This is a genomic window from Actinacidiphila alni, assembly GCF_900112845.1.
Classification (GTDB): domain Bacteria; phylum Actinomycetota; class Actinomycetes; order Streptomycetales; family Streptomycetaceae; genus Actinacidiphila; species Actinacidiphila alni.
The window spans coordinates 1-18,859 of record NZ_FONG01000003.1; the positions used below are offsets into that span (position 1 = coordinate 1).

Annotated in this window: 18 protein-coding genes; 9 read left to right on the forward strand and 9 right to left on the reverse strand. The window is 72.7% G+C overall.

What is annotated here, in order from left to right; genetic code table 11:
• Positions 1-188: substrate-binding domain-containing protein (locus BM076_RS05675; RefSeq protein ID WP_093712272.1), on the forward strand; the 188-nt coding region annotated here is incomplete at its 5' end.
• A 175-nt stretch (positions 189-363) separates the two neighbouring features.
• The gene (locus BM076_RS05680) at positions 364-1,833 is read left to right on the forward strand and encodes a GH1 family beta-glucosidase (RefSeq protein ID WP_093712273.1); all 1,470 of its coding nucleotides are present in this window, start codon (positions 364-366) and stop codon (positions 1,831-1,833) included.
• A 95-nt stretch (positions 1,834-1,928) separates the two neighbouring features.
• Here the strand turns inward: BM076_RS05680 and BM076_RS05685 are convergent, their stop codons facing one another.
• Positions 1,929-2,402, reverse strand: a complete 474-nt coding sequence (locus tag BM076_RS05685; protein ID WP_093712274.1) for an Lrp/AsnC family transcriptional regulator — start codon at positions 2,400-2,402, stop codon at positions 1,929-1,931.
• Positions 2,403-2,532: 130 nt separating this feature from the next.
• Between BM076_RS05685 and BM076_RS05690 the strand changes: the two genes are divergently transcribed.
• Both BM076_RS05690 and BM076_RS05695 read left to right on the forward strand, forming a co-directional pair.
• The gene (locus BM076_RS05690; RefSeq protein ID WP_093712275.1) at positions 2,533-2,973 is read left to right on the forward strand and encodes a DUF2000 domain-containing protein; all 441 of its coding nucleotides are present in this window, start codon (positions 2,533-2,535) and stop codon (positions 2,971-2,973) included.
• 138 nt (positions 2,974-3,111) lie between these two features.
• Positions 3,112-5,199, forward strand: coding sequence for a SpoIIE family protein phosphatase (locus tag BM076_RS05695; RefSeq protein WP_093712276.1), 2,088 nt, complete (start codon positions 3,112-3,114; stop codon positions 5,197-5,199).
• 66 nt (positions 5,200-5,265) lie between these two features.
• Here BM076_RS05695 and BM076_RS05700 read toward each other — a convergent pair whose 3' ends face one another.
• Positions 5,266-5,877 carry a LysE/ArgO family amino acid transporter gene (locus BM076_RS05700; RefSeq protein ID WP_093712277.1) on the reverse strand — a complete coding sequence of 204 codons (612 nt, stop codon included), beginning with the start codon at positions 5,875-5,877 and terminating at the stop codon, positions 5,266-5,268.
• Positions 5,878-5,943: 66 nt separating this feature from the next.
• Here BM076_RS05700 and BM076_RS05705 point away from each other — a divergent pair, with 66 nt between their 5' ends.
• Positions 5,944-6,888, forward strand: coding sequence for a LysR family transcriptional regulator ArgP (locus BM076_RS05705; RefSeq protein WP_093712278.1), 945 nt, complete (start codon positions 5,944-5,946; stop codon positions 6,886-6,888).
• 25 nt (positions 6,889-6,913) lie between these two features.
• Here the strand turns inward: BM076_RS05705 and BM076_RS05710 are convergent, their stop codons facing one another.
• The 3 genes from BM076_RS05710 to BM076_RS05720 form a co-directional block, all read right to left on the reverse strand.
• Positions 6,914-9,877, reverse strand: coding sequence for a glycoside hydrolase family 3 C-terminal domain-containing protein (locus tag BM076_RS05710; RefSeq protein ID WP_093712279.1), 2,964 nt, complete (start codon positions 9,875-9,877; stop codon positions 6,914-6,916).
• Between the two features lie 197 nt (positions 9,878-10,074).
• Positions 10,075-10,602 carry a hypothetical protein gene (locus tag BM076_RS05715; RefSeq protein ID WP_093712280.1) on the reverse strand — a complete coding sequence of 176 codons (528 nt, stop codon included), beginning with the start codon at positions 10,600-10,602 and terminating at the stop codon, positions 10,075-10,077.
• A gap of 94 nt (positions 10,603-10,696) precedes the next feature.
• Positions 10,697-11,419, reverse strand: coding sequence for an SDR family NAD(P)-dependent oxidoreductase (locus tag BM076_RS05720; RefSeq protein ID WP_093712281.1), 723 nt, complete (start codon positions 11,417-11,419; stop codon positions 10,697-10,699).
• 114 nt (positions 11,420-11,533) lie between these two features.
• On the opposite strand from BM076_RS05720, the gene BM076_RS05725 reads away from it, so the two are divergent.
• Positions 11,534-12,196, forward strand: coding sequence for a TetR/AcrR family transcriptional regulator (locus tag BM076_RS05725; protein ID WP_093712282.1), 663 nt, complete (start codon positions 11,534-11,536; stop codon positions 12,194-12,196).
• Positions 12,197-12,199: 3 nt separating this feature from the next.
• Here the strand turns inward: BM076_RS05725 and BM076_RS05730 are convergent, their stop codons facing one another.
• On the reverse strand, positions 12,200-12,532 hold the full coding sequence (locus BM076_RS05730; protein WP_093712283.1) for a hypothetical protein: 333 nt from the start codon (positions 12,530-12,532) through the stop codon (positions 12,200-12,202).
• A gap of 113 nt (positions 12,533-12,645) precedes the next feature.
• Here BM076_RS05730 and ykgO point away from each other — a divergent pair, with 113 nt between their 5' ends.
• Together ykgO and BM076_RS05740 are read left to right on the forward strand one after the other, a co-directional pair.
• Positions 12,646-12,768, forward strand: coding sequence for a type B 50S ribosomal protein L36 (gene ykgO / locus BM076_RS05735; protein WP_033172643.1), 123 nt, complete (start codon positions 12,646-12,648; stop codon positions 12,766-12,768).
• A 367-nt stretch (positions 12,769-13,135) separates the two neighbouring features.
• A complete protein-coding gene (locus BM076_RS05740) occupies positions 13,136-13,795 on the forward strand; it encodes a zinc ribbon domain-containing protein (RefSeq protein WP_093712284.1) in 660 nt (219 codons plus the stop codon).
• Positions 13,796-13,893: 98 nt separating this feature from the next.
• On the opposite strand, the gene BM076_RS05745 is transcribed toward BM076_RS05740, so the two are convergent.
• Both BM076_RS05745 and BM076_RS05750 read right to left on the reverse strand, forming a co-directional pair.
• On the reverse strand, positions 13,894-14,544 hold the full coding sequence (locus tag BM076_RS05745) for a TetR/AcrR family transcriptional regulator (protein ID WP_093712285.1): 651 nt from the start codon (positions 14,542-14,544) through the stop codon (positions 13,894-13,896).
• A gap of 41 nt (positions 14,545-14,585) precedes the next feature.
• Entirely contained in the window at positions 14,586-16,058 is a 1,473-nt protein-coding gene (locus BM076_RS05750) for an MFS transporter (RefSeq protein WP_093712286.1), read from the reverse strand.
• Positions 16,059-16,284: 226 nt separating this feature from the next.
• Between BM076_RS05750 and BM076_RS05755 the strand changes: the two genes are divergently transcribed.
• Positions 16,285-17,022: a class I SAM-dependent methyltransferase gene (locus BM076_RS05755; RefSeq protein WP_093712287.1), complete on the forward strand. Its 738-nt coding sequence runs from the start codon at positions 16,285-16,287 to the stop codon at positions 17,020-17,022.
• A 33-nt stretch (positions 17,023-17,055) separates the two neighbouring features.
• Here the strand turns inward: BM076_RS05755 and BM076_RS05760 are convergent, their stop codons facing one another.
• Entirely contained in the window at positions 17,056-18,585 is a 1,530-nt protein-coding gene (locus BM076_RS05760; RefSeq protein ID WP_093712288.1) for an extracellular catalytic domain type 1 short-chain-length polyhydroxyalkanoate depolymerase, read from the reverse strand.
• Between the last annotated feature and the right edge of the window lie 274 nt (positions 18,586-18,859).

The following is an 18,859-nucleotide window of genomic DNA, read 5'->3' on the forward strand; positions in this document are numbered from 1 at the left end:
ACATGGTCTCCGTCGCCGAATGGACCGACCCGCCACTGACCACCATCCGCCAGGACATCGAGGAAATGGGCCGCCTCATGGCCCGGCTGCTGCTGAGGGCGCTGGAGCCGACGGCCGTCGAGCCCGGTGTGCCCGCGCTGTCCTCGATCGTCACGCCGACCCGGCTCGTGGTCCGCGCGTCCGCCTGACCCGTCCCGCGCCCCGGCCGCGCAATCGCGGTCCGCGGAAAGCGACATGAGGGCACAACCCGTCGTGCGGCCGCTCTTGACGGTGGGTCGCCGGAGCGTGCACGCTCCTGTGAAGCGCACTGAGAGCGCTCTCAGATATCGTTGTCAGACTCCCGCCCCGGAGGAGCACCCGCCCATGACCGCTGTCGACGACCAGGCCATCGTGAGCACCCTGCGGTTCCCGCCGGGTTTCCGCTGGGGAACGGCCACCGCCGCGTACCAGATCGAGGGCGCGACGCGTGAGGACGGACGGACACCGTCGATCTGGGACACCTTCAGCGGCACGCCCGGCCGGGTGCTCAACGGCGACACCGGGGACATCGCCGCCGACCACCGCAACCGGATGCCCGAGGACGTCGCCCTGCTGCGCGAACTCGGCGTCACCGACTACCGGTTCTCGGTGTCCTGGCCGCGTGTGCAGCCCACCGGCCGCGGCCCCGCCGTCCAACGCGGCCTGGACTTCTACCGGCAGCTCACCGACCGGCTGCTGGAGGCCGGCATCCGGCCGGTCCTCACGCTCTACCACTGGGACCTGCCGCAGGAGTTGGAGGACGCGGGCGGCTGGCCCGAGCGGGACACCGCCGCGCGCTTCGCCGACTACGCCACGCTCGTCGCGGAGGCGCTCGGCGACCGCGTCCCGATGTGGACGACGCTCAACGAGCCTTGGTGCAGCGCCTTTCTCGGCTACGGCTCGGGCGAGCACGCCCCCGGCAGGACGGATCCGGCCGCGGCCCTGCGGGCCGCGCACCACCTCAACCTCGGGCACGGCCTGGCCGTGGGCGCGCTGCGCGACCTGCTGCCGGACTCCGCCGACCTCTCCCTGGTGCTCAACCTGGCGGCCGTACGCGGCCGTTCGGACTCCGCCGCCGACCGTGACGCGGTCCGCAGGATCGAGGCGCTGGCCAACCGGATCTTCCTCGACCCGGTCTTCCACGCCCACTACCCGCGCGACCTGATGGAGGACACGGCCGCGCTCACCGACTGGTCCTTCGTCCGGGACGGCGACCTCGCCCAGATCTCCCGCCCGATCGATGTGCTCGGCATCAACTACTACAGCCCCACGGTGGTCGCCGCCGCAGCGGCGTCCCCCGTCGCCGTGCCGGGGCGCCCGGTGCCGCAGGCGCCGTCGGCCTGGCCCGGCACCGAGGGGCTGGTCCGCTTTCTGCCGGGCGAGGGCCCGCGCACCGCGATGGGCTGGCCGGTCGACGCCGAAGGGCTGGTCGAGCTGCTGCGCCGGCTGCACCGCGAACTGCCCCGGCTGCCGTTGATGATCACCGAGAACGGCGCCGCCTACCACGACTACGCCGACCCGTCCGGCGCCGTCCACGACCCCGAGCGGATCGCGTACCTGGAGAGCCATCTGGCCGCCGTGCACGAGGCGGTGCGCTCCGGCGTGGACGTGCGCGGCTACTTCCTCTGGTCGCTGCTGGACAATTTCGAGTGGGCGTACGGCTACAGCAAGCGCTTCGGCATCGTGCACGTCGACTTCGCCAGCCAGCGCCGCACCCTCAAGGACAGCGCCCGCTGGTACGCGGCGCTGATCGCGGACAACCGCGCCGCCCCGGGAGCGCCCGCACCCCGCCACCCGCACCGCAGGCGCCGCTGACGGCGGCGTACCGGACCGACTCGCGGGTACTGCCGCGTGCCGGACCGATCCGCGGGTGCCGGTGGCGGCGGACCGGCCGGTCGTACCGGACGTGGTCAGCGCGGCCGGGATCCCGTCGGGTCGACACGGTGCCGCTGCACATGCTCGTACGCCATCGTCGTCTGCACATCGGCGATCTCCCGGCGCTCGGTGAGCCGGTCGATGACGAAGGCGTAGACGCCGTTCACGTCCGGCACCGCGATGTGGATCAGGAAGTCGTGCGGGCCCGAGGTGACGAACAGGCCGATCACCTCGGGCAGCGCCGCGGCCCACTCGCGGAAGCCCTCGATCACCGGCCGGGCCGGCGGTCTGACCCGTACCGCGATCAGTGCCTGCACCGGGCGGCCGATCGCCGTCAGGTCGAGCGACGCGTGGTAGCCGGTGATCACTCCGCGGTCGCGGAGCTGCTTGACCCGTTCCAGCGAGGTCGAGGGGGACACGCCCGTCTTGGCCGCGAGATCACGGTTGGTCTGCCGTGCATCGTTCTGCAGCTCCCCCAGCAGGGCCTGGTCCAGCGCATCAAGTTCCATGAAATCCCTCAATCACCCGATGAAGTTCGGCAGCCAGGCATAGCGGCGGCACATGTGCCTAGCCTAGGCGGCGGATTCCCGATCTCCTTATGCCCGGTCCGCCGCGCGCGGAACCGAGGAAGGACGCCGCATGGACGTACGGACGGACCTGTCGACCCGGCAGGCGAAGCTCAAATGGGTCATCGTCGTGGACGAGGCGCTGCCCGCCGGGCGCCTGGTGAACGCCGCCGCCTGCATGGCCGCGTCGGTCGGCAGGGAACTGCCCGAGCTGGTCGGACCCGGCGGCGCCGACGCCTCGGGCGCCGACCACCCGGGGCTGCCCTGGGCGGGCTGCTCTGTCCTGGCCGCCGACGCCGACACGCTGCGCGAGCTGCGCGGGAAGGCCGCCGCCAAGGAGGGCGTGCTGGTCGTCGACATGCCGGAGGCGGCCCAGACCGCCCGGATCTACGACCAGTATCTGGAGCTGCTCGCGGGCACCAAGGGCGAGGACGTGGTCTACACGGCGATCAGCCTGGTGGGCCCGCGCAACGCGGTGGACCGGCTGGTGGGCCGGCTGCCGCTGCTGCGCTGAGCCGCGCCCGCGGCGCCTCGGCGTCCCGATGCCGTACGTCCCGATGCGGTACGTCCCGGCAGCCCCGTATCCCCGTGTGTCCCGGCGCCCCGGACGTCCCGACGCGCCCTCCGGCGCCCGGCGCGCGATGATCGAGGGATGAGCCGTACCGGTCGCGAGAAGGGCGTCCCCGAGCTGGAGCCCGAGGTCTTCGACCGTGCCATCGTGGCCGTGGCGCTCACCGCGGGCCCCGAGCACCGGCTGGTGTACTACAACGAGGCGTTCCACGACCTCTTCGGTCCCCGCCCGCTCGGCGTCCCGGTCGGCGAGGCGTTCGCGGAGCCCGCCGCGGAGCGCTTCCTCGACCTGCTCGGCGCGGTCCACGAGGACAAGGCACCGCGCCAGGTCACCACGCCGCGCACCACCGAGGGGACGGACCCCGGCGCACCCGGACGGCGGCACTTCGTCTACAGCCTCTCCCCGGTGGTCTCCCGGCACGGCCCCGGCGTGCTGACCGTCGCCATCGACACCACCGCCCACATCGAGGCGGCCGAACGCGCCGAGGAACTCTCCGAGCAACGGCACCAGGCACTGCAACGCTACGAGGCGCTGCTGTCGGCCGTCTCGCAGAACGTCTGGCTGATGAGTCCGGACGGCGTGATCACCGAACTCATGGGCGGCTTCGAGGAGTTCACCGGACTGCCGTGGCGGCCCAGGATCGACCAGGTGTGGCTGGACGCGGTGCACCCGCAGGACCGCGCCGGGCTCGTCCAGACCTTCCGGGACGCCGCGCGCGGCACCCCGTCGATGTTCGTGTGCACCTTCCGGCTGCGGGCCGCGTCCGGCGAATACCGGCGGGTGCAGTCCCGAGCGGTGCCGGTGGTGCGGGGCGGCGTCACCGTCGAGTGGGTCGGCACCACCGCCGACATCGAGGACCAGTGGCGCAACCGGCTGCGCGAACGCCTGCTGGCCAGGGTCGCCACCGTCACCGCCGCCCAGGACGTGGCCCAGGCGTTCGGCGCGACGGCCGCCGCCGTCGTGCCCGAACTCACCGACGCCTGCGCGGTGTTCCTGCTGCCCGCGCCGGGACTGCCGGGGCCCGGACCCGGCGGCGCGCCCACCGCCACCCGGATCGCCTCCACCGCCCGCGCGGGACTGCCCGACCTGCCGCCGCTGAGCGACCAGTCGTACCAGGTCGGCCCGGTCGTGCAGCAGGTGATCGAGAGCCGCAGGCCCCGGCTGGTCACCTTCCCCAGCGGCAGCCCGCCGTCCGGCATCGTCCCCGACGTCTCCACCGCCTGGCTGCGCACGGTGCGCGCCACCAGCCTCACGATCGTGCCGATCGTCATCGACGCGGCCGTCGTCGCCTTCGCCGTCGCCGCGGCCTGCGCCGACAGCCCGCCGCCTGGCCCCGCCGACCTGGCGCTGCTCGGCGAGGTGCTGCACGAGGTGCGCGACCCGCTGCGGCAGGCGCTGGAACTCCAGCGCACCCGGCAGACCGCCCTCACCCTCCAGCGCGCCCTGCTCACGCCCACCCCGCGCGTGCCGGGCGCCGAACTGGCCGCGCACTACCAGCCCGCCAGCAAGACCGCGGAGATCGGTGGCGACTGGTACGACGCGCTGCTGCTGCCGGACGGCTCGGTCGCCCTCACCATCGGCGACATCGCGGGCCACGACCTGGAGGCGGCCACCTCGATGAGCCAGCTGCGCAGCATGCTGCGGGTCATCGCCTACGACCAGGCGCACAGCGGACCGCCCGCCGACAGCCTGGCGCGCCTGGACCGGGTCGCGGACGGCCTCGGCATCGCCCCGCTGGTCACCGCCGTGCACGTACAGCTCACCCCGCGCCCGGGCGGCGGCTGGCACGCCGCCTGGTCCAACGCCGGGCATCCGCCACCGCTGCTGCTCCCGGTGTCCGGGCAGCCGCGTTTCCTGCGGGGCGAGGGCCCCGACCTTCCGCTGTGCGTGGACCCCTCGCTGCCGCGTACCACCTGGCACGAGGACCTGCGCACCGGCGACACCCTGCTGCTCTACACCGACGGGCTGATCGAGGTGCCGGGCACCGACCTCACCGAGGGCATGGCGCATCTGGCCGCGCACGCCGACGAGGCGCAGTCGGACGGCGTGACGCTCGCGGCCCTGTGCGGGCGGCTGCTCGCCGCCGCCGACTCGCGGCGCGACGACGCGGCCGTGATCGGCTTCCGGCCGATCGCGCAGGGCCGGGTGTGGACCGGGATGTGGCGCTGACCTGCCCGTACCGGCCGCGGGCCTCCTCGGTGCGTACGCGGGCGCGGTCCGCCCGGGCGGCCGGCGTCAGAGCCGTACGACCATCACCACGCCGAGCGTGATCATCGTGACCGCGATGACGGCGTCCAGTGCCCGCCAGGCGGCGGGGCGCGAGAAGGGCCGGCGCAGCAGCCGGGCGCCGAAGCCCAGCGCCGAGAACCACAGCACGCTGCCCGTCGCGGCGCCGACCGCGAACGGCCAGCGGCCGTCGCCGTACCCGTTGGCGACGGACCCCAGCAGCAGCACCGTGTCGAGGTACACATGCGGATTGAGCCAGGTCATCGCCAGGCAGGTGAGCACCGCCGCGCGCAGTGAGCCGCCCGAGCGGCCCGCCGGGTCCAGGTGCTCCGGGTGCAGGGCGCGGCGGGCGGCCAGCAGGCCGTAGCCGACCAGGAAGGCGCCGCCGACCCACGCGGCGACGGTGACGGCCGGCGGCCAGGCGTTCACCACGGCGCCGATGCCCGACACACCTGCCGTGATCAGCAGCACGTCGGACACGGCGCAGATCGCGACGACCGCCGCGACGTGCTCGCGCCGGATGCCCTGCCGCAGGACGAAGGCGTTCTGGGCACCGATGGCGACGATGAGCGACAGGCCGGTGCCGAGACCCGCCAGTGCCGCGAGAAGAGCTGCGTGCATGGCACCGAGGCTAGGAGCGCGTGTGGCATCAATCCAGCTAATGATTCTTAGCTACCCTTAGCAATTGTGATGATCGACCTTCCGCTGGACCAGGTCCGTACGCTGCTCGCGGCGGTGGACGAGGGCACCTTCGAGGCCGCGGCGGCCACCCTGCACGTCACGCCGTCCGCGGTCAGCCAGCGCGTCAAGGCACTGGAGCAGCGCACCGGGCGGGTCCTGCTGCTGCGCACCAAACCGGTACGGCTGACCGAGTCCGGCGAGATCGTCGTCCGCTTCGCGCGCCAGCTGACCCGGCTGGAGCGCGACGCCAGCGCCGAACTCGGCCTGTCCGACGGCTCGGAGGACGCCGACCCCTCGGGCGGTACGACGTCGCTGCCCATCGCGGTCAACGACGACTCGCTCGCCACCTGGTTCCTGCCCGCGCTCGACGCGGTCCCCGCCTCCTCGCGGATCTGCTTCGACCTGCGTTGCGACGACCAGGACCACACCACCGCGATGCTCCGGCAGGGGCTGGTGATGGCGGCGGTCACCTCCTCGCCGGAGCCCGTGCAGGGCTGTACGGTCCGCCCGCTCGGCCGGATGCGGTACCGGGCGATGGCCGCGCCCGTCTTCGTCGAACGCCGGCTGTCCGGCGGGCCCCTGCGCGAGACGCTGCCGCGGGCGCCCGCGGTGGACTTCGACCGCAAGGACGACCTCCAGGGCGCCTTTCTGCGCGGCCTCGCGCCGCGCGGCGGCGCCGAGCACAACGCCCCCGGCCGCGCCCGGCACTACGTCCCGTCCTCCGACGCCTTCGTCAGAGCCGTGGTGTCGGGGCTCGGCTGGGGCATGATCCCCGATCTCCAGGCCGCGCCGCACCGCGCGGACGGCACCCTGGTCGACCTGGCCTACCGGCGGCCGGTCGACGTCCCGCTCTACTGGCAGCAGTGGAAACTCGACTCCCCGGCGCTGGCCGCCGTCGCCGAGGCCGTGGCGCGGACGGCCGCCGTGGCCCTCGGGGAGCCGCGCGACTGACCGGCCCGGCGCCGGGGCGAGCCGCTCAGCCGTACGCGTTGAACTCGGCGATCGACCACCAGGACGACGCGCTGCCGGTCTGCGTCACCCGGATGTAGCGGGCGGCCTGCGCCGGGAAGGACGCCGTGACCAGGGCGGCGGACCCCGCTCCGGTCGCGACCGGAGCGCTCCACGTCGTGCCGTTCGCCGACAGGGCGACCTGGTAGCCGCGCGCGTAGTCGCTGGCGCTGCCCGCGGAGTCCATCGTGATCCGGTCGACCGTGTGCGACGCGCCCATGTCCACCGTCACCGTCTGGCCGTTGGTCATCGGTGTGCCGGTGCTCCAGCGGGTGGCCGCGTCCCCGTCCAGCATCCGCGCGGCCACGTCACCGCCGCCGGTCGCCGACGCGGACGCCGTCCAGCCGGTGCGCGGCAGCACCGCGTCCCCGCCGCCGGTGCCCGCCGCAATGGTGGTGTGACCGGTGAGCCGGATGTCGCGCGAGGAGGAGCCGACGTAGATGCTGTTGCTGCCCGCCGCGTTGGTCCAGCCGCTCGCCCAGTACTGGAAGCTGCGGGCGTCCAGCGTCACCGAAACATGCTGCGTCTGACCGGGGTTGAGGCTGACGCGCTCGAAGCCCCGCAGGCTCTTGGGCGGTTCGCCGGTCGTGGCGGGCTGACCGACGTAGACCTGGGCGACCTCCGCGCCCGCCGTGCTCCCGGTGTTGGTCACGTCGAAGCCGACGGCCACATTGCCGTTCGCGTCCGGCGCGGACACCGTCAGGCCGGAGTAGCCGAAGGTGGTGTAGGACAGGCCGAAGCCGAACGGGTAGGCGGGCGTCTTGTTCTGCGCGTCGTACCAGCGGTAGCCGACGTCGACGCCCTCGCTGTACTGGACCGTGTTGTTCTGCCCCGGCCACTGCGCGGTGGTGTGCGCGGGCACGTCCGCGATCGAGGCGGGGAAGGTCACCGGCAGCTTGCCGGAGAAATTGGTGTCCCCGTACAGCAGGCGGGCGATGGCCGTACCGTCCTCCTGGCCCGGGTACCAGTTCTCCACGATGCCGCGCACCGCGTTCGCCCACGGCATCGCCACCGCCGAGCCGCTGTTGACGACCACCACCGTGTTGGGGTTCGCGGCGGCCACATCGGTGACGAGCTGATTCTGCGCGGTGGAGAGGTTGATCGACGACAGATCGCCGCCCTCGGACTCGAAGTTGCTCACGAAGACCACCGCCAGATCACTGGCACGGGCCGTCGCGACCGCCTGGTCGTGCAGCGACTGGCCCGGCACCTGCCAGCCGAGCGTCGCATTGCTGCCGCCGCCCGCCTGGTAGTAGTCCACCTCGATGCTCACGGGCTGATTGGCCGTCAGGGTGACGGTGCCGGTACGGGTGGTGGGGCCCTGGTCGAACCAATTGTTGATGATCTGCTGCCCGTTGACGAACAGCCGGCTGCCGTCGTCGCTGTTGAGCGAGAAGGTGTAGGTGCCGGAGGTGGGCGGGGTCAGCGTGCCGGTCCACTTCGCCGACCAGTTGGTGGAGTTGACGCCGGGGGCGGGGGACTGGCCGCCCCACACGTTGTCGATCGCCTTGTCGACGCGGCTCGCGACCACCGCGCCCGACAGATCCTTGCTGTTGTGGTATTCGCCGAGCAGGCCGTTGCCGGTGCCCTGAGAGGGCTTCAGATAGCTGCTGCCGACCGGTGCGAGCGAGCCGTTCGCGGACGGCACCCCCTGCGCGTACGTCACGGTGGTGCCGCTGCCCGCGCGGGTGGTGAGGCCCTGGTACGGGGTGATCACATGCGGCGCGTTGACGCCCGCGCTGCCGCCGCCCTGCGTCATGGCGTTGGTGCCGGCGTCGTCGCCGATCACCGCCAGGGACTTCACGGCGGCGGAGACCGGCAGCGTGCCCGCGGTGTTCTTCAGCAGGACGCTGCCCTCCTCGGCGACCTGCTGCGAGATCGCGGCGTGCGCGGGGGAGGTGACGACGGCGTTCGTCGAGCCGGTGTTGGGGTGGTCGAACAGGCCGCGGCCGAACATCGACACGAGGATGCGGCGCACGTGGTCGTCGATCGTGGCCTGCGCGACCTGGCCGTTGTTCACGGCGTTGGTCAGCGCGGTGCCGTAGTAGTCCTTGCCCGGCATCTCCATGTCCAGGCCGTTGTTGGCGGACGCGACCGTGGAGTGCGTGGCGCCCCAGTCGGAGGTGATGAAGCCGGTGAAGCCGAGGTCGCCCTTGAGCAGGCCGTTCTGGAGCGGGCCGTTCTCGCAGGCGAAGGGGCCGTTGATCGCGGAGTACGAGCACATCGCGGAGTCGGCGTGGCCCTGCTTCACCGCGGCCTCGAACGCCGGGGTGTAGATCTCGCGCACCGCGCGGTCGGAGACGATCGCGTTGTCCGAGGTGTTGTTGCGGTTGGTCTCCTGGTTGTAGACCGCGAAGTGCTTGACCTGGGCCATCGGGCCCTGGCTCTGGATGCCCTGGATGTCGGCGGCGCCCAACCGGCCCGCCAGATACGGGTCTTCGCCCAGCGACTCGAAGGCGCGGCCCCAGCGGGGGTCGCGCACGATGTTGATCGTGGGTGCCAGCACCACATTGGTGCCCTTGCCCCACTGCTCGGAGCCCAGCACCTTGCCGTAGTCCTGCATCAGCGCGGTGTCCCAGCTGGCCGCGCCCGCCACCGGGGCGGCCATCTGCGTCACGTCGTTGAACCCGTCACCGGCCCCGACCGGGCCGTCCTGCAGGTGCAGCGGCGGGATCCCGAGGCGGCTGTTGCCGTCCACGCACCCGACGTAGCCGCACGACGCCCCGCCGTGCAGCATCGTCAGCTTCTCGGCCTGCGTCATCGCGGCCAGCAATTCGTCCGCCCGCTGCGCGGGCGTCTGCGCCGCGTCCGTCCACGGCTGCGCGGCCGCGTGCGCGGGCGTCACACCCCCGTAGACAGCGCTTCCTGCGGCGGCGAGCAATAACGCTGCCAAGGGCAGCGCGGGTCGTATCCATTGGCGCATGGGTCGCATGGGGGGACTCCAGTCGGTGAAGCGACAGCGAGCAGGGAGAGCGACGGCATGCGGCCCGCGAAGACGCGTGGGGGCGTCACCGGCGGGCTGCGTGAGCGACGATGGTCGCCCGCCGAACCCTTGTCAAGGCTGCGTGAAAGCGCTCTCCCGCGCTCCCGGGCCGCGCCGCCCGCCGTGCTCCGCGCCGCCGGCCGGGGTCACACCGGGTGGACGCTCGCTCGCTGGATCTGGCCGTCGGTCACCGTGTAGGTGCCCTCGAAGGACTTGGTGGTGCCGTCGGACTGGAGGGCGTCGAGGTGGAGGGTGACCGTGGTGGGGGTGGCGGCGAGGACGGTGACGATGTCGGCGGTGGTGTCGGAGAAGCCGCTCACGAAGTGGGAGTAGGAGGAGTCGAGGTTCTTGCCGCCCAGGGCCCAGGCGCGGCCGTAGTCGTGGGCGTTGATCGCGGCGAAGTAGTCGCCGACGACGGTCGCCGCGTCCGCCGGTGCGGGCGACGGCGGTGGTGGCGCGGCCGTGGTCGTCGCCGTCGTGGTGCGGGTGGCGGCGGGCGTGGTGGGCGTCGGCGGGGGCGGCGGATTCTGCGTCGTCACGGTGGCCGTCACCGTCGTGCCGGCGGCGGAGGACGCGCCGGCCCCGGCGTTGCCGTCCGTACTGCCGCAGGCCCCCGCGGTGGCCGCCGCGACGGCGACCAGCAGCGCCGCGGGCAGGAGTCGTACACGGGCCATGGGACTCACCTCAAGGTGGCTGTCCCCTTGTACCAGCCTGCGCCTGCCCGCCCGCGACCGCTCGCCGATCAAGGTCCGCCCGCCGCCGGAGGCGTCACGCGGCGGTGCGCCCGCCGTCCACCGGCACGTTCGCGCCGGTGATGTAGGCGGCCTGCGGCGAGGCGAGGAAGACGATCGCGCGGGCGATCTCCTCGGTGCTCGCGTACCGCCCGAGCAGCGTCGTCCTGCCCAGTGTCTCCGCCATCTCCAGCGGCGCGCCCTCGGTGAGCGTCGGACCGGGCGCCACGGTGTTGACGCGCACTCCGGCCGGGCCGAATTCCGCCGCCCAGGTGCGGGTCAGCGAGTTCAGCGCCGCCTTGGTCGCGCTGTAGACCGACGAGCCCGGCAGCGCGATCGTCGCCGCCATCGTGCTGATGTTGATGATGCTGCCGTCGCCGCGCGCCGCCATCCGCGGCGCGATCGCGGCGGTGAGGAAATACGGCGCCCGCACATTGACCCGGAACATCTCCTCGTACGACGCCGCCCCCTGCTCACCGGTCGGCGCGAAGTCGAAGATCCCCGCGTTGTTGACCAGGATGTCGACGTCCGCCGCCTCCTCGGCCAGGCGCCGCACCGAGTCGAGGTCGGTCATGTCGACGGCGACGAAGCGGGCCTTCCCGCCGTCCGCCTCGATCGCGGCGACGGTCTCGGCGCCCCGTTCGGCGTTGCGCCCCGCCACGATCACCTCGGCGCCGGCCTTTGCCAGCTGCTTCGCCGTCTCCCGGCCGATGCCGGAGGTCGAACCGGTGACCAGAGCGCTGCGACCTGCAAGTTCCATGATGCTCGCCTGAATTCTGTGCTGAAGGGATGTCGCTGGAATGGAGCGATGGCTCCATTCTTGGCACGGAAAGATTGGAGTGTCAACTCCAGAAAAAGCGGTACCCTGGGCACCATGACGCGCACCGGCACACGCACCGACACGGCGGACGAGACGGACGGGACGGGCCCGCGCCTCACGCGCAAGGGCCTGGCGACCCGGGGGCGGATCGTCGCCGCCGCCGCGGACCTGATGTTCGAGCGCGGCGTCGCCGGCACGAGCACCGACGACGTACGCGCGGCCGCAGGCGTCAGCACCTCGCAGATCTACCACTACTTCACCGACAAGAACGCCCTGATCAGAGCGGTCATCGCGCATCAGACGGACGCGGTGCTCGACGCCCAGGAGCCGCTGCTGAGCCGGCTGGACAGCATGGCGGCGCTGCGCGCCTGGCGCGATCTCGTGGTCGATCTGCAGCGGCAGCGGCATTGCGAGGGCGGCTGCCCGATCGGCTCGCTGGCCAGTGAACTCTCCGAGGGCGACCCTCAGGCCCGCGCCGATCTCGTCGACGGCTTCGCCCGCTGGGAGGGCGCGATCCGCGACGGCCTGCACGCCATGCGCGACCGCGGGGACCTCCGCGCGGACGCCGACCCCGAGCGGCTGGCGCTGGCCACACTCGCGGCGCTCCAGGGCGGCCTGCTGCTGACGCAGATGCGGCGCGAGACCGCGCCGCTGGAGGCGGCGCTGGACTCGATGCTCGACATCATCGAACGGTGGACCGTGACGACCGCCGGATGACGGTCAGTTGCCGCCCGTACGCCCCGCGGTGTCGTCCCCCTCGTCCCCCTCGGCGTCCTCGCCTTCCTCGTCGTCCGCCATCGAGCCCGGACTGGAGAAGTCCGGGCTGCTGAAGCCGGGGGAGGAGATGCCGATCTCGTCGGGGACCAGATCGTCCGCGGAGCCGGATTCGTAGTCCGGGCCGCGGAAGGGCGGGACCTCGAAGTCCGGCGGGGTGTAGTCCGGCACCACGTCGTCCGGGCCGGTGAAGTCGGGGCTGGAGAAATCCGGGCTGGAGAAGCCGGGACTGGCGAAGTCCGGCTCGTCCGCCCCGTCGTCCCGTCGGTCGTCGCCCATCGCGTACCGTCCTCTCCCCGCGGCCGTGCGGCCGCCGCCCGGCCGTGGAATGAACCCGGCCGCAGCACCGTTGTCGTGCGTGCAACGAACTGTACGAGCAGGAAGGTGCCCCCATGAAGGTGCGTAATTCGCTGCGTTCGCTCAAGAACCGGCCGGGCGCCCAGATCGTCCGCCGCCGCGGCAAGGTCTATGTGATCAATCGCAAGGACCCGCGGAGCAAGGCCCGCCAGGGCTGAGCCGTGCGGGCCGCGCCCGCCGCCCACGATCCGTACCGCCCCGGCCGTCCCGCGCGGACGACGGGGGCGGACCCGTATTCCGGACCTGTACCCGGACCCGAACCGAGGCCGCAACGCCGGCCCGTATCCCCGCCCCGCGTCCGCGTCCCGGAATCGGCCCGACTCCCGCAGGACGTCCAAGTTCCGGTTGCCCGTGCCGGACCGGCACACGCATGTGCGAAAGTGTCCTGTGCCCGTGTGCCGGGCCCGGCGACGGGCCAACGGTCCGGGCGCGGAAACCGGAGCGGCGTGCGGGGCGTCCGTGCCGGTGGGGGAACCGGCGGGTCAGGGGGCCCGGCCGGACGGTGCGCGCGGTGGAGGCGTGGGAATGAGTTCCGAGATCTACTTCAGCAACAACTACCGGGACCTGTGCCAGGAGCACGGCACCGGAGCGGGCTTCCAGTTCGAGTTCTCGTGCCGGCGCTGCCAGGACACCTGGCGCTCGCCCTTCGAGGCGTACACCAGCGGCCGGGTGGCCGGCTGGCTCGGCAAGGGCGTGAGCGCGGCCTACGGGATGCTGGGCCGCGGCGGCTACGGCGTGTCGAGCGCCGCGGACGGCCTGGCGGGCGCGGGCTTCGGCAACGCGCGCGACACCGCCTTCCAGCGCGCGATCAGCAATGCGCAGGGCCACTTCAACCGCTGCCCGCGCTGCACCGACTACGTGTGCAACCGTTGCTGGAACGCCGGCCAGGGCATCTGCCTGACCTGCGCTCCCGACACCGCCGCCGAGGCGCTCGCCGCCCAGCAGCGCGGCCTCAACGACATGGTCTCCGAGCGCGCCTACACCGTGGGCCAGCAGGCAGGACAGTCCTTCGACGTGACGGCGCCGCGGCAGCTGGTCTGCCCGCAGTGCGGGACGGAGACGCACGGCGCCGCCTTCTGCTCCGGCTGCGGCCACCGGCTCGCCCAGCCCGACACCTGCACCTCGTGCAGCGCCCAGGTGCCGCAGGGCGCCGCCTTCTGCCCGGGCTGCGGCACCCGCCGCTGACCCGCCGCCGGCCCGTCGTCGGCCGTACGCGCACGTGCGAAGGGCCCGCCCCCACGATCGGGGACGGGCCCTCACCGCAGCGGGACGGCTCCTGCGTCCTACGCGCCCCGGCCGCACGACGTACGTCCCGCGCCGCCGCTGATCTGTGTCAACTGCTCGCGGGTCGCGGGGGCGTGGGCCGACGGGACGTCGGGCGCGCGCAGCCCGGCGAACTGGATGTCCAGATGGCGCTGCCACGCCTCGGGCGCGATCGGGCCCGCCGTCTCGATGATGCCGCGCAGCGCCCAGGCGGCCGCCATCACGTCACCGAGCACGATGCTCGGGCCGATCCGGCCCTTGTCCTGCGCCTGGACCAGGAGTTCGGTGATCAGGTCGCGCAGCTCCTCGACCCGCGTGGCCTTGGAGTGGCCCACGGCCTTGACCGCGTAGCCGCGGTGCGTGCTCATCGACTCGCCCATGGCCCGCAGGAAGACCTCGAGGCCGGTGCCGTCGCCGAGGGTGAGCGCCTTGCGCGCCTCGTCGACCAGCTCGCAGACCATCAGGTCCACGATCTCCTCGACGAGGGCGTCCTTGTTGGGGAAGCGCCGGTAGACGGTGCCGACGCCCACCCCCGCGCGCGAGGCGATCAGCTCCATGCTCGCCTCCGTACCGTATTCGGAGACGACCTCGCGCGCGGCCTCGATGACCAGCTGCTGATTCCGTACGGCGTCGCGCCGCATCGGCCGGTCCTGCGTGTCGTGCCCTGCCATCCGTCACTCCCGGTCGATGCGGCCGTGTCCCTGCCGTGCGGTCACTCGGGTTTGTCCCCTACGACCGTACCGCCGGGGACCACCGCCATCTCCGCGTGCGCGGGCTCGTCGGCGAATTCCACCAGCCGGGTCTTCTGCCGGCTGACCGGAATGAGGATCGCCGCGAAGGCCGCGACCAGCAGCGCGCCGCCGAGCATGGCGAAGCCGTTGGTGTAACCCGACTCGCGCGGCAGGCCGTCGGCGGCCGGGCTCGCGGTGACCACGCTGGCCATCAGGGCGGCACCGATGGAGCCGCCGATGGTGCGGATGTTGGCGTTCATGCCGCTGGCCACGCCGGTCTGCTCCGGCGGCACCGCCGCCACGATCAGGCTGGACATCGCGGAGAAGGCCAGGCCGAAGCCGACGCCCATGACACCGGTGGCGATGTACAGCTCCCAGGTGGCGCCGTGCGCGAAGGCGAGCAGCGCCAGTGAGACGGTGCTGATCAGCGAGCCGACCAGGACGACGGTCTTGCCGCCGATCCGCTGGGCGAGCCGGCTGGCGCCGAGGCCGACGATGAACATGGCCACCGACATCGGCAGCAGGATCAGACCGGACTCGGTGATGCTCGAACCGAAGCCGTAGCCGGTGGACTTCGGCGTCTGCACGAATTCCGGCAGGAAGGCGAAGGTGGCGTACATACCGATGCCGAAGAGCAGCGCGACCAGGTTGTTGGTCCACACCGCGGGCAGCCGCATCATCTTCATGTCGATCAGCGGGATCGCCGAGCGCAGCTCGACCCGGACCCAGGCGTAGGCGAGGACGACGGCGGCGATCAGCAAGCCGGCCACCTTGCCGGAGCCCCAGCCCCACACCGGCGCCTGGCTGAGCGCGACCAGCAGGGCGACCAGCCAGCCGGACAGCAGGACGGCGGGCAGCCAGCTGATCCGGCCGGGCGTGCGGATCGGGGACTCGGGGACGAGGAAGTGCGCGGCCACCGCGGCGATCACCGTCATGATCATCGGCAGCCAGAACAGCCAGTGGTAGTCGAGCGCGCTGACGATCGGTCCGGCCAGCACGATGCCCAGGCCCGAGCCGACCGCGATCAGCGACGCGATGGCGCCGACGGCGCCGTTGAGCTTCTCGCGCGGGAACTCGTCGCGGATGATGCCGAAGGCCAGCGGCAGCACGCCGCCGCCGATGCCCTGGATCACCCGGGCGATGATCATCACCTGCACGTTGGAGGCGAGCGCGGCCAGCAGCGAACCCACCGCGAGGGCGGACATCGTCGCCACGAAGACGCGTTCCTTGCCGATCATGTCGCCGATACGGCCCATGATCGGGGTGAATATCGACGCCGACAGCAGATAGGCGGTCAGCACCCAGGTGACGGTGTTCTGGGTGGTGTGCAGGCTCTCCTGGATGGTCGGCAGGACGGGGGTGACCAGGGACTGCAACAGCGCATAGGCGGCAACACCGGCCGCCAGGACCGCGAACGTGACCTGGTGGTGCGTTCGCCGGGTCTCGGACGCCATGGAACTCCTCAGACTTGAAGCGGAACGATCATTCCGTTAAGGCTCCAGGCTAGCGCATCAGGAATACCGATTCCGTTTCGTGGCGGTGAGGTGTTTCGCACACAACGCCTTGTCACGGACGGGAATAAAGAGCGCGTAAGCATCCCGCCCGCCCCCCTCTGCCCGCCCGTCCGACCGTCTCCGTCCGGCACACCCGCCACCGCCCGGCACGCCCTAGGGTGGCCGGATGTTCTCCGATCAGGGGCCGAGCCTCCGCGAGCTGGCGGTGCAGGCGCTCTCCTCCGTCGAAACCGGCTACGACCTGCTCGCGCCGAAGTTCGACCACACGCCCTTCCGTACGCCCGACGCCTTCCTCGACGCGGTCGCCGACGCGCTCGAACCGCTCGGCCCGTTCGGCGCGGGGATCGACATCTGCTGCGGTACGGGCGCGGGGGCCAGCGCGCTGCGCCGGCTGTGCCGGAACCGGATCACCGGTGTGGACTTCAGCGCGGGCATGCTCGCCGCCGCCCGGGCGGCCGACGCCGGGCACGGCAAGGACGCGGCCGGACCGCGTCCCGAGTGGGTCAGGGCCGATGTGCTCGCGCTGCCGTTCCGCGGGACGTTCGACCTCGCCGTGAGCTTCGGCGCCTTCGGCCACTTCCTGCCCGCGCAACGCCCGCGGCTGTTCGCCGAGGTCCGCCGCGCGCTGCGCCCCGGAGGTCTCTTCGCCTTCCCGATCACCGCGCCGCCGCCCGCCGATTCCGCCCTGCACTGGGCACTTCGCGGTTTCGACGCGGGCATGCGGGTGCGCAATCTTCTGTGGCGGCCGCCCTTCGTCATGTACTACCGGACGTTCCCGCTGAGCGGCGTGCTCGCCGACCTCGGCCGCGCCGGATTCACCGTCACGCACACCGCCCTGGAGGAATTCGGCCGCCGCCCGGACGGCAGCCCGCGCTGCCGACTGGTGCTGGCCCGCAGCGCCTGACGCGGCGCCGCGGGCCGGGACACGACCGGCGCGCTACGCCGTGCAGCCGCTGTCGGCGATCACGTAGTAGTTGTCACCGGTCTCGCGCAGGGTGTGGGTGACGAACACATTCCATAGCCCCATGTTCTGGTTCGAGCCGTTGGCGTAGGCGTAGCCGCCGCTCTGATGGGCGCGGCCCGCCGCCACCTGGCTGTAGTTGCTGGCGGTGAAGCACTGTCCGCTGCCGCCGCCGGGACCCGAGCCGGTCGTCGTCGCCGTGACGGCCGCCGAGCGGCTGCCCGCCGCGCCCGCGGAATCGACCGCGGCGACCGTCCAGGAGTACGCCGTCCCGGCCGTCAGACCGCTGTCGGTGTACGTCGTGCCGGTGGCCGAGCCGACCTTCGTACCGCCGCGGTAGACGTCGTAGGACGCGGCGCCGCTCACCGCCGACCAGCTCAGCGACGCGGTGGTGTCGGTGGTGCCGGTGACCGTGAGCCCGGCCGGGGCGGGCAGTGTGCCGGTGCCGCCGCCCGGGTCCGACCCGTCCAGGCCCCAGAAGCGGGCCGTGTAGTAGCTGGAGCAGATCGTGTCGAGGTAGTAGGCGCCGCTCGCACCGCACTGCTCGGTGCCGGAGCCCGGATCCACGGCCAGGCCGTGCCCCATGCCGGAGATCGTGTACAGCTCCACGGCCGGCCGGCCCGAACTGTCGTTGTACGTGGCCAAGGTGGTGCCGCCGGGCAGGCTCTGGGTGCTGGAGGCGGTCTGGCCGATGCCCCACACATCCGTCCACTGGTCGCGCAGTTCCGTGGCGTTGACCGGGTAGACCGTGTAGTCGGACGAGCCCTGCCAGATCGCCACGCGCGGCCACGGCCCGGTCCAGCCCGGGTTGGACGCACGGACCTTGTCGCCCCACTGCGCCGGGGTGAGATTGAGGCTGCCGTACTGGCAGCCGGAGGCGGCCGTCTGACTGGTCGCGCACTGGGCGGGCAGCCCCGAGTCGACCGAGCCGCCGGCGAAGACGTCCGGGTAGTCCGCCAGCAGATCGGCGGTCATGCCGCCGCCCGCCGACAGGCCGGTGACGTACACCCGGCCGCTGTCCGAGCCGTACTGCGTCACCGCGTGGCTCACCATCGACACCACCGACGCCGCCTCGCCCTTGCCGCGGGTGTCCTTGGCCGGGTCGAACCAGCTGAAGCAGGAGAGCGAGTTGTTCGCCGAGCCGGTCTGCGGCAGCACCAGAGCGAAGCCCCACAGGTCGGCGTACTTCTGCCAGCCGGAGTTGGCGAAGTAGTCGCTCGCGCTCTGGCCGCAGCCGTGCAGGGCGACCACGACCGGCGCGCCCGCGGGCAGACCGGCGGGCGCGTACTCGTACATGGCCAGATTGCCCGGGTTGGAGCCGAAGGACGTCACCTGGGTCAGGCCGGCCGCGGCGGCCGGACCCGCGCCGGCGACCGCGCTCAGGCAGGCGGCGAGCAGGGCGAGGACGCCGAGCAGAGCGGAGGCCACGGCCCGCCGCGCGGACCGGGCACGGGGGTGGGGGCGGGTACGGCTGTGGGCAGGCGGTGGTGCGGGGTGCGGGTGCATGGCGGACTCCTCGGGAGGGGGGTGGCCCGCGGGCGGCTCGGCCGGCGGGCTCCGGCAGCGGGTTCCGGCGGGGCCCGGAGGCGGAGGCTGAGAGCCGGGGCGAGCCCGGGTGTGACGGGGACCACGTGTCGGCTGGACCGTAGAACCGCGGCGGCCGCCCGGGACACGTGACGGACCCCTACCGCTGCGGCCCGGAAGTGGCGGCCGTCGCCATTGCGCGGCCCGCGCCCCGGTGCGGGCGGCGCCGGGGCGCCCGGGGTGTGCGGCGCCGGGA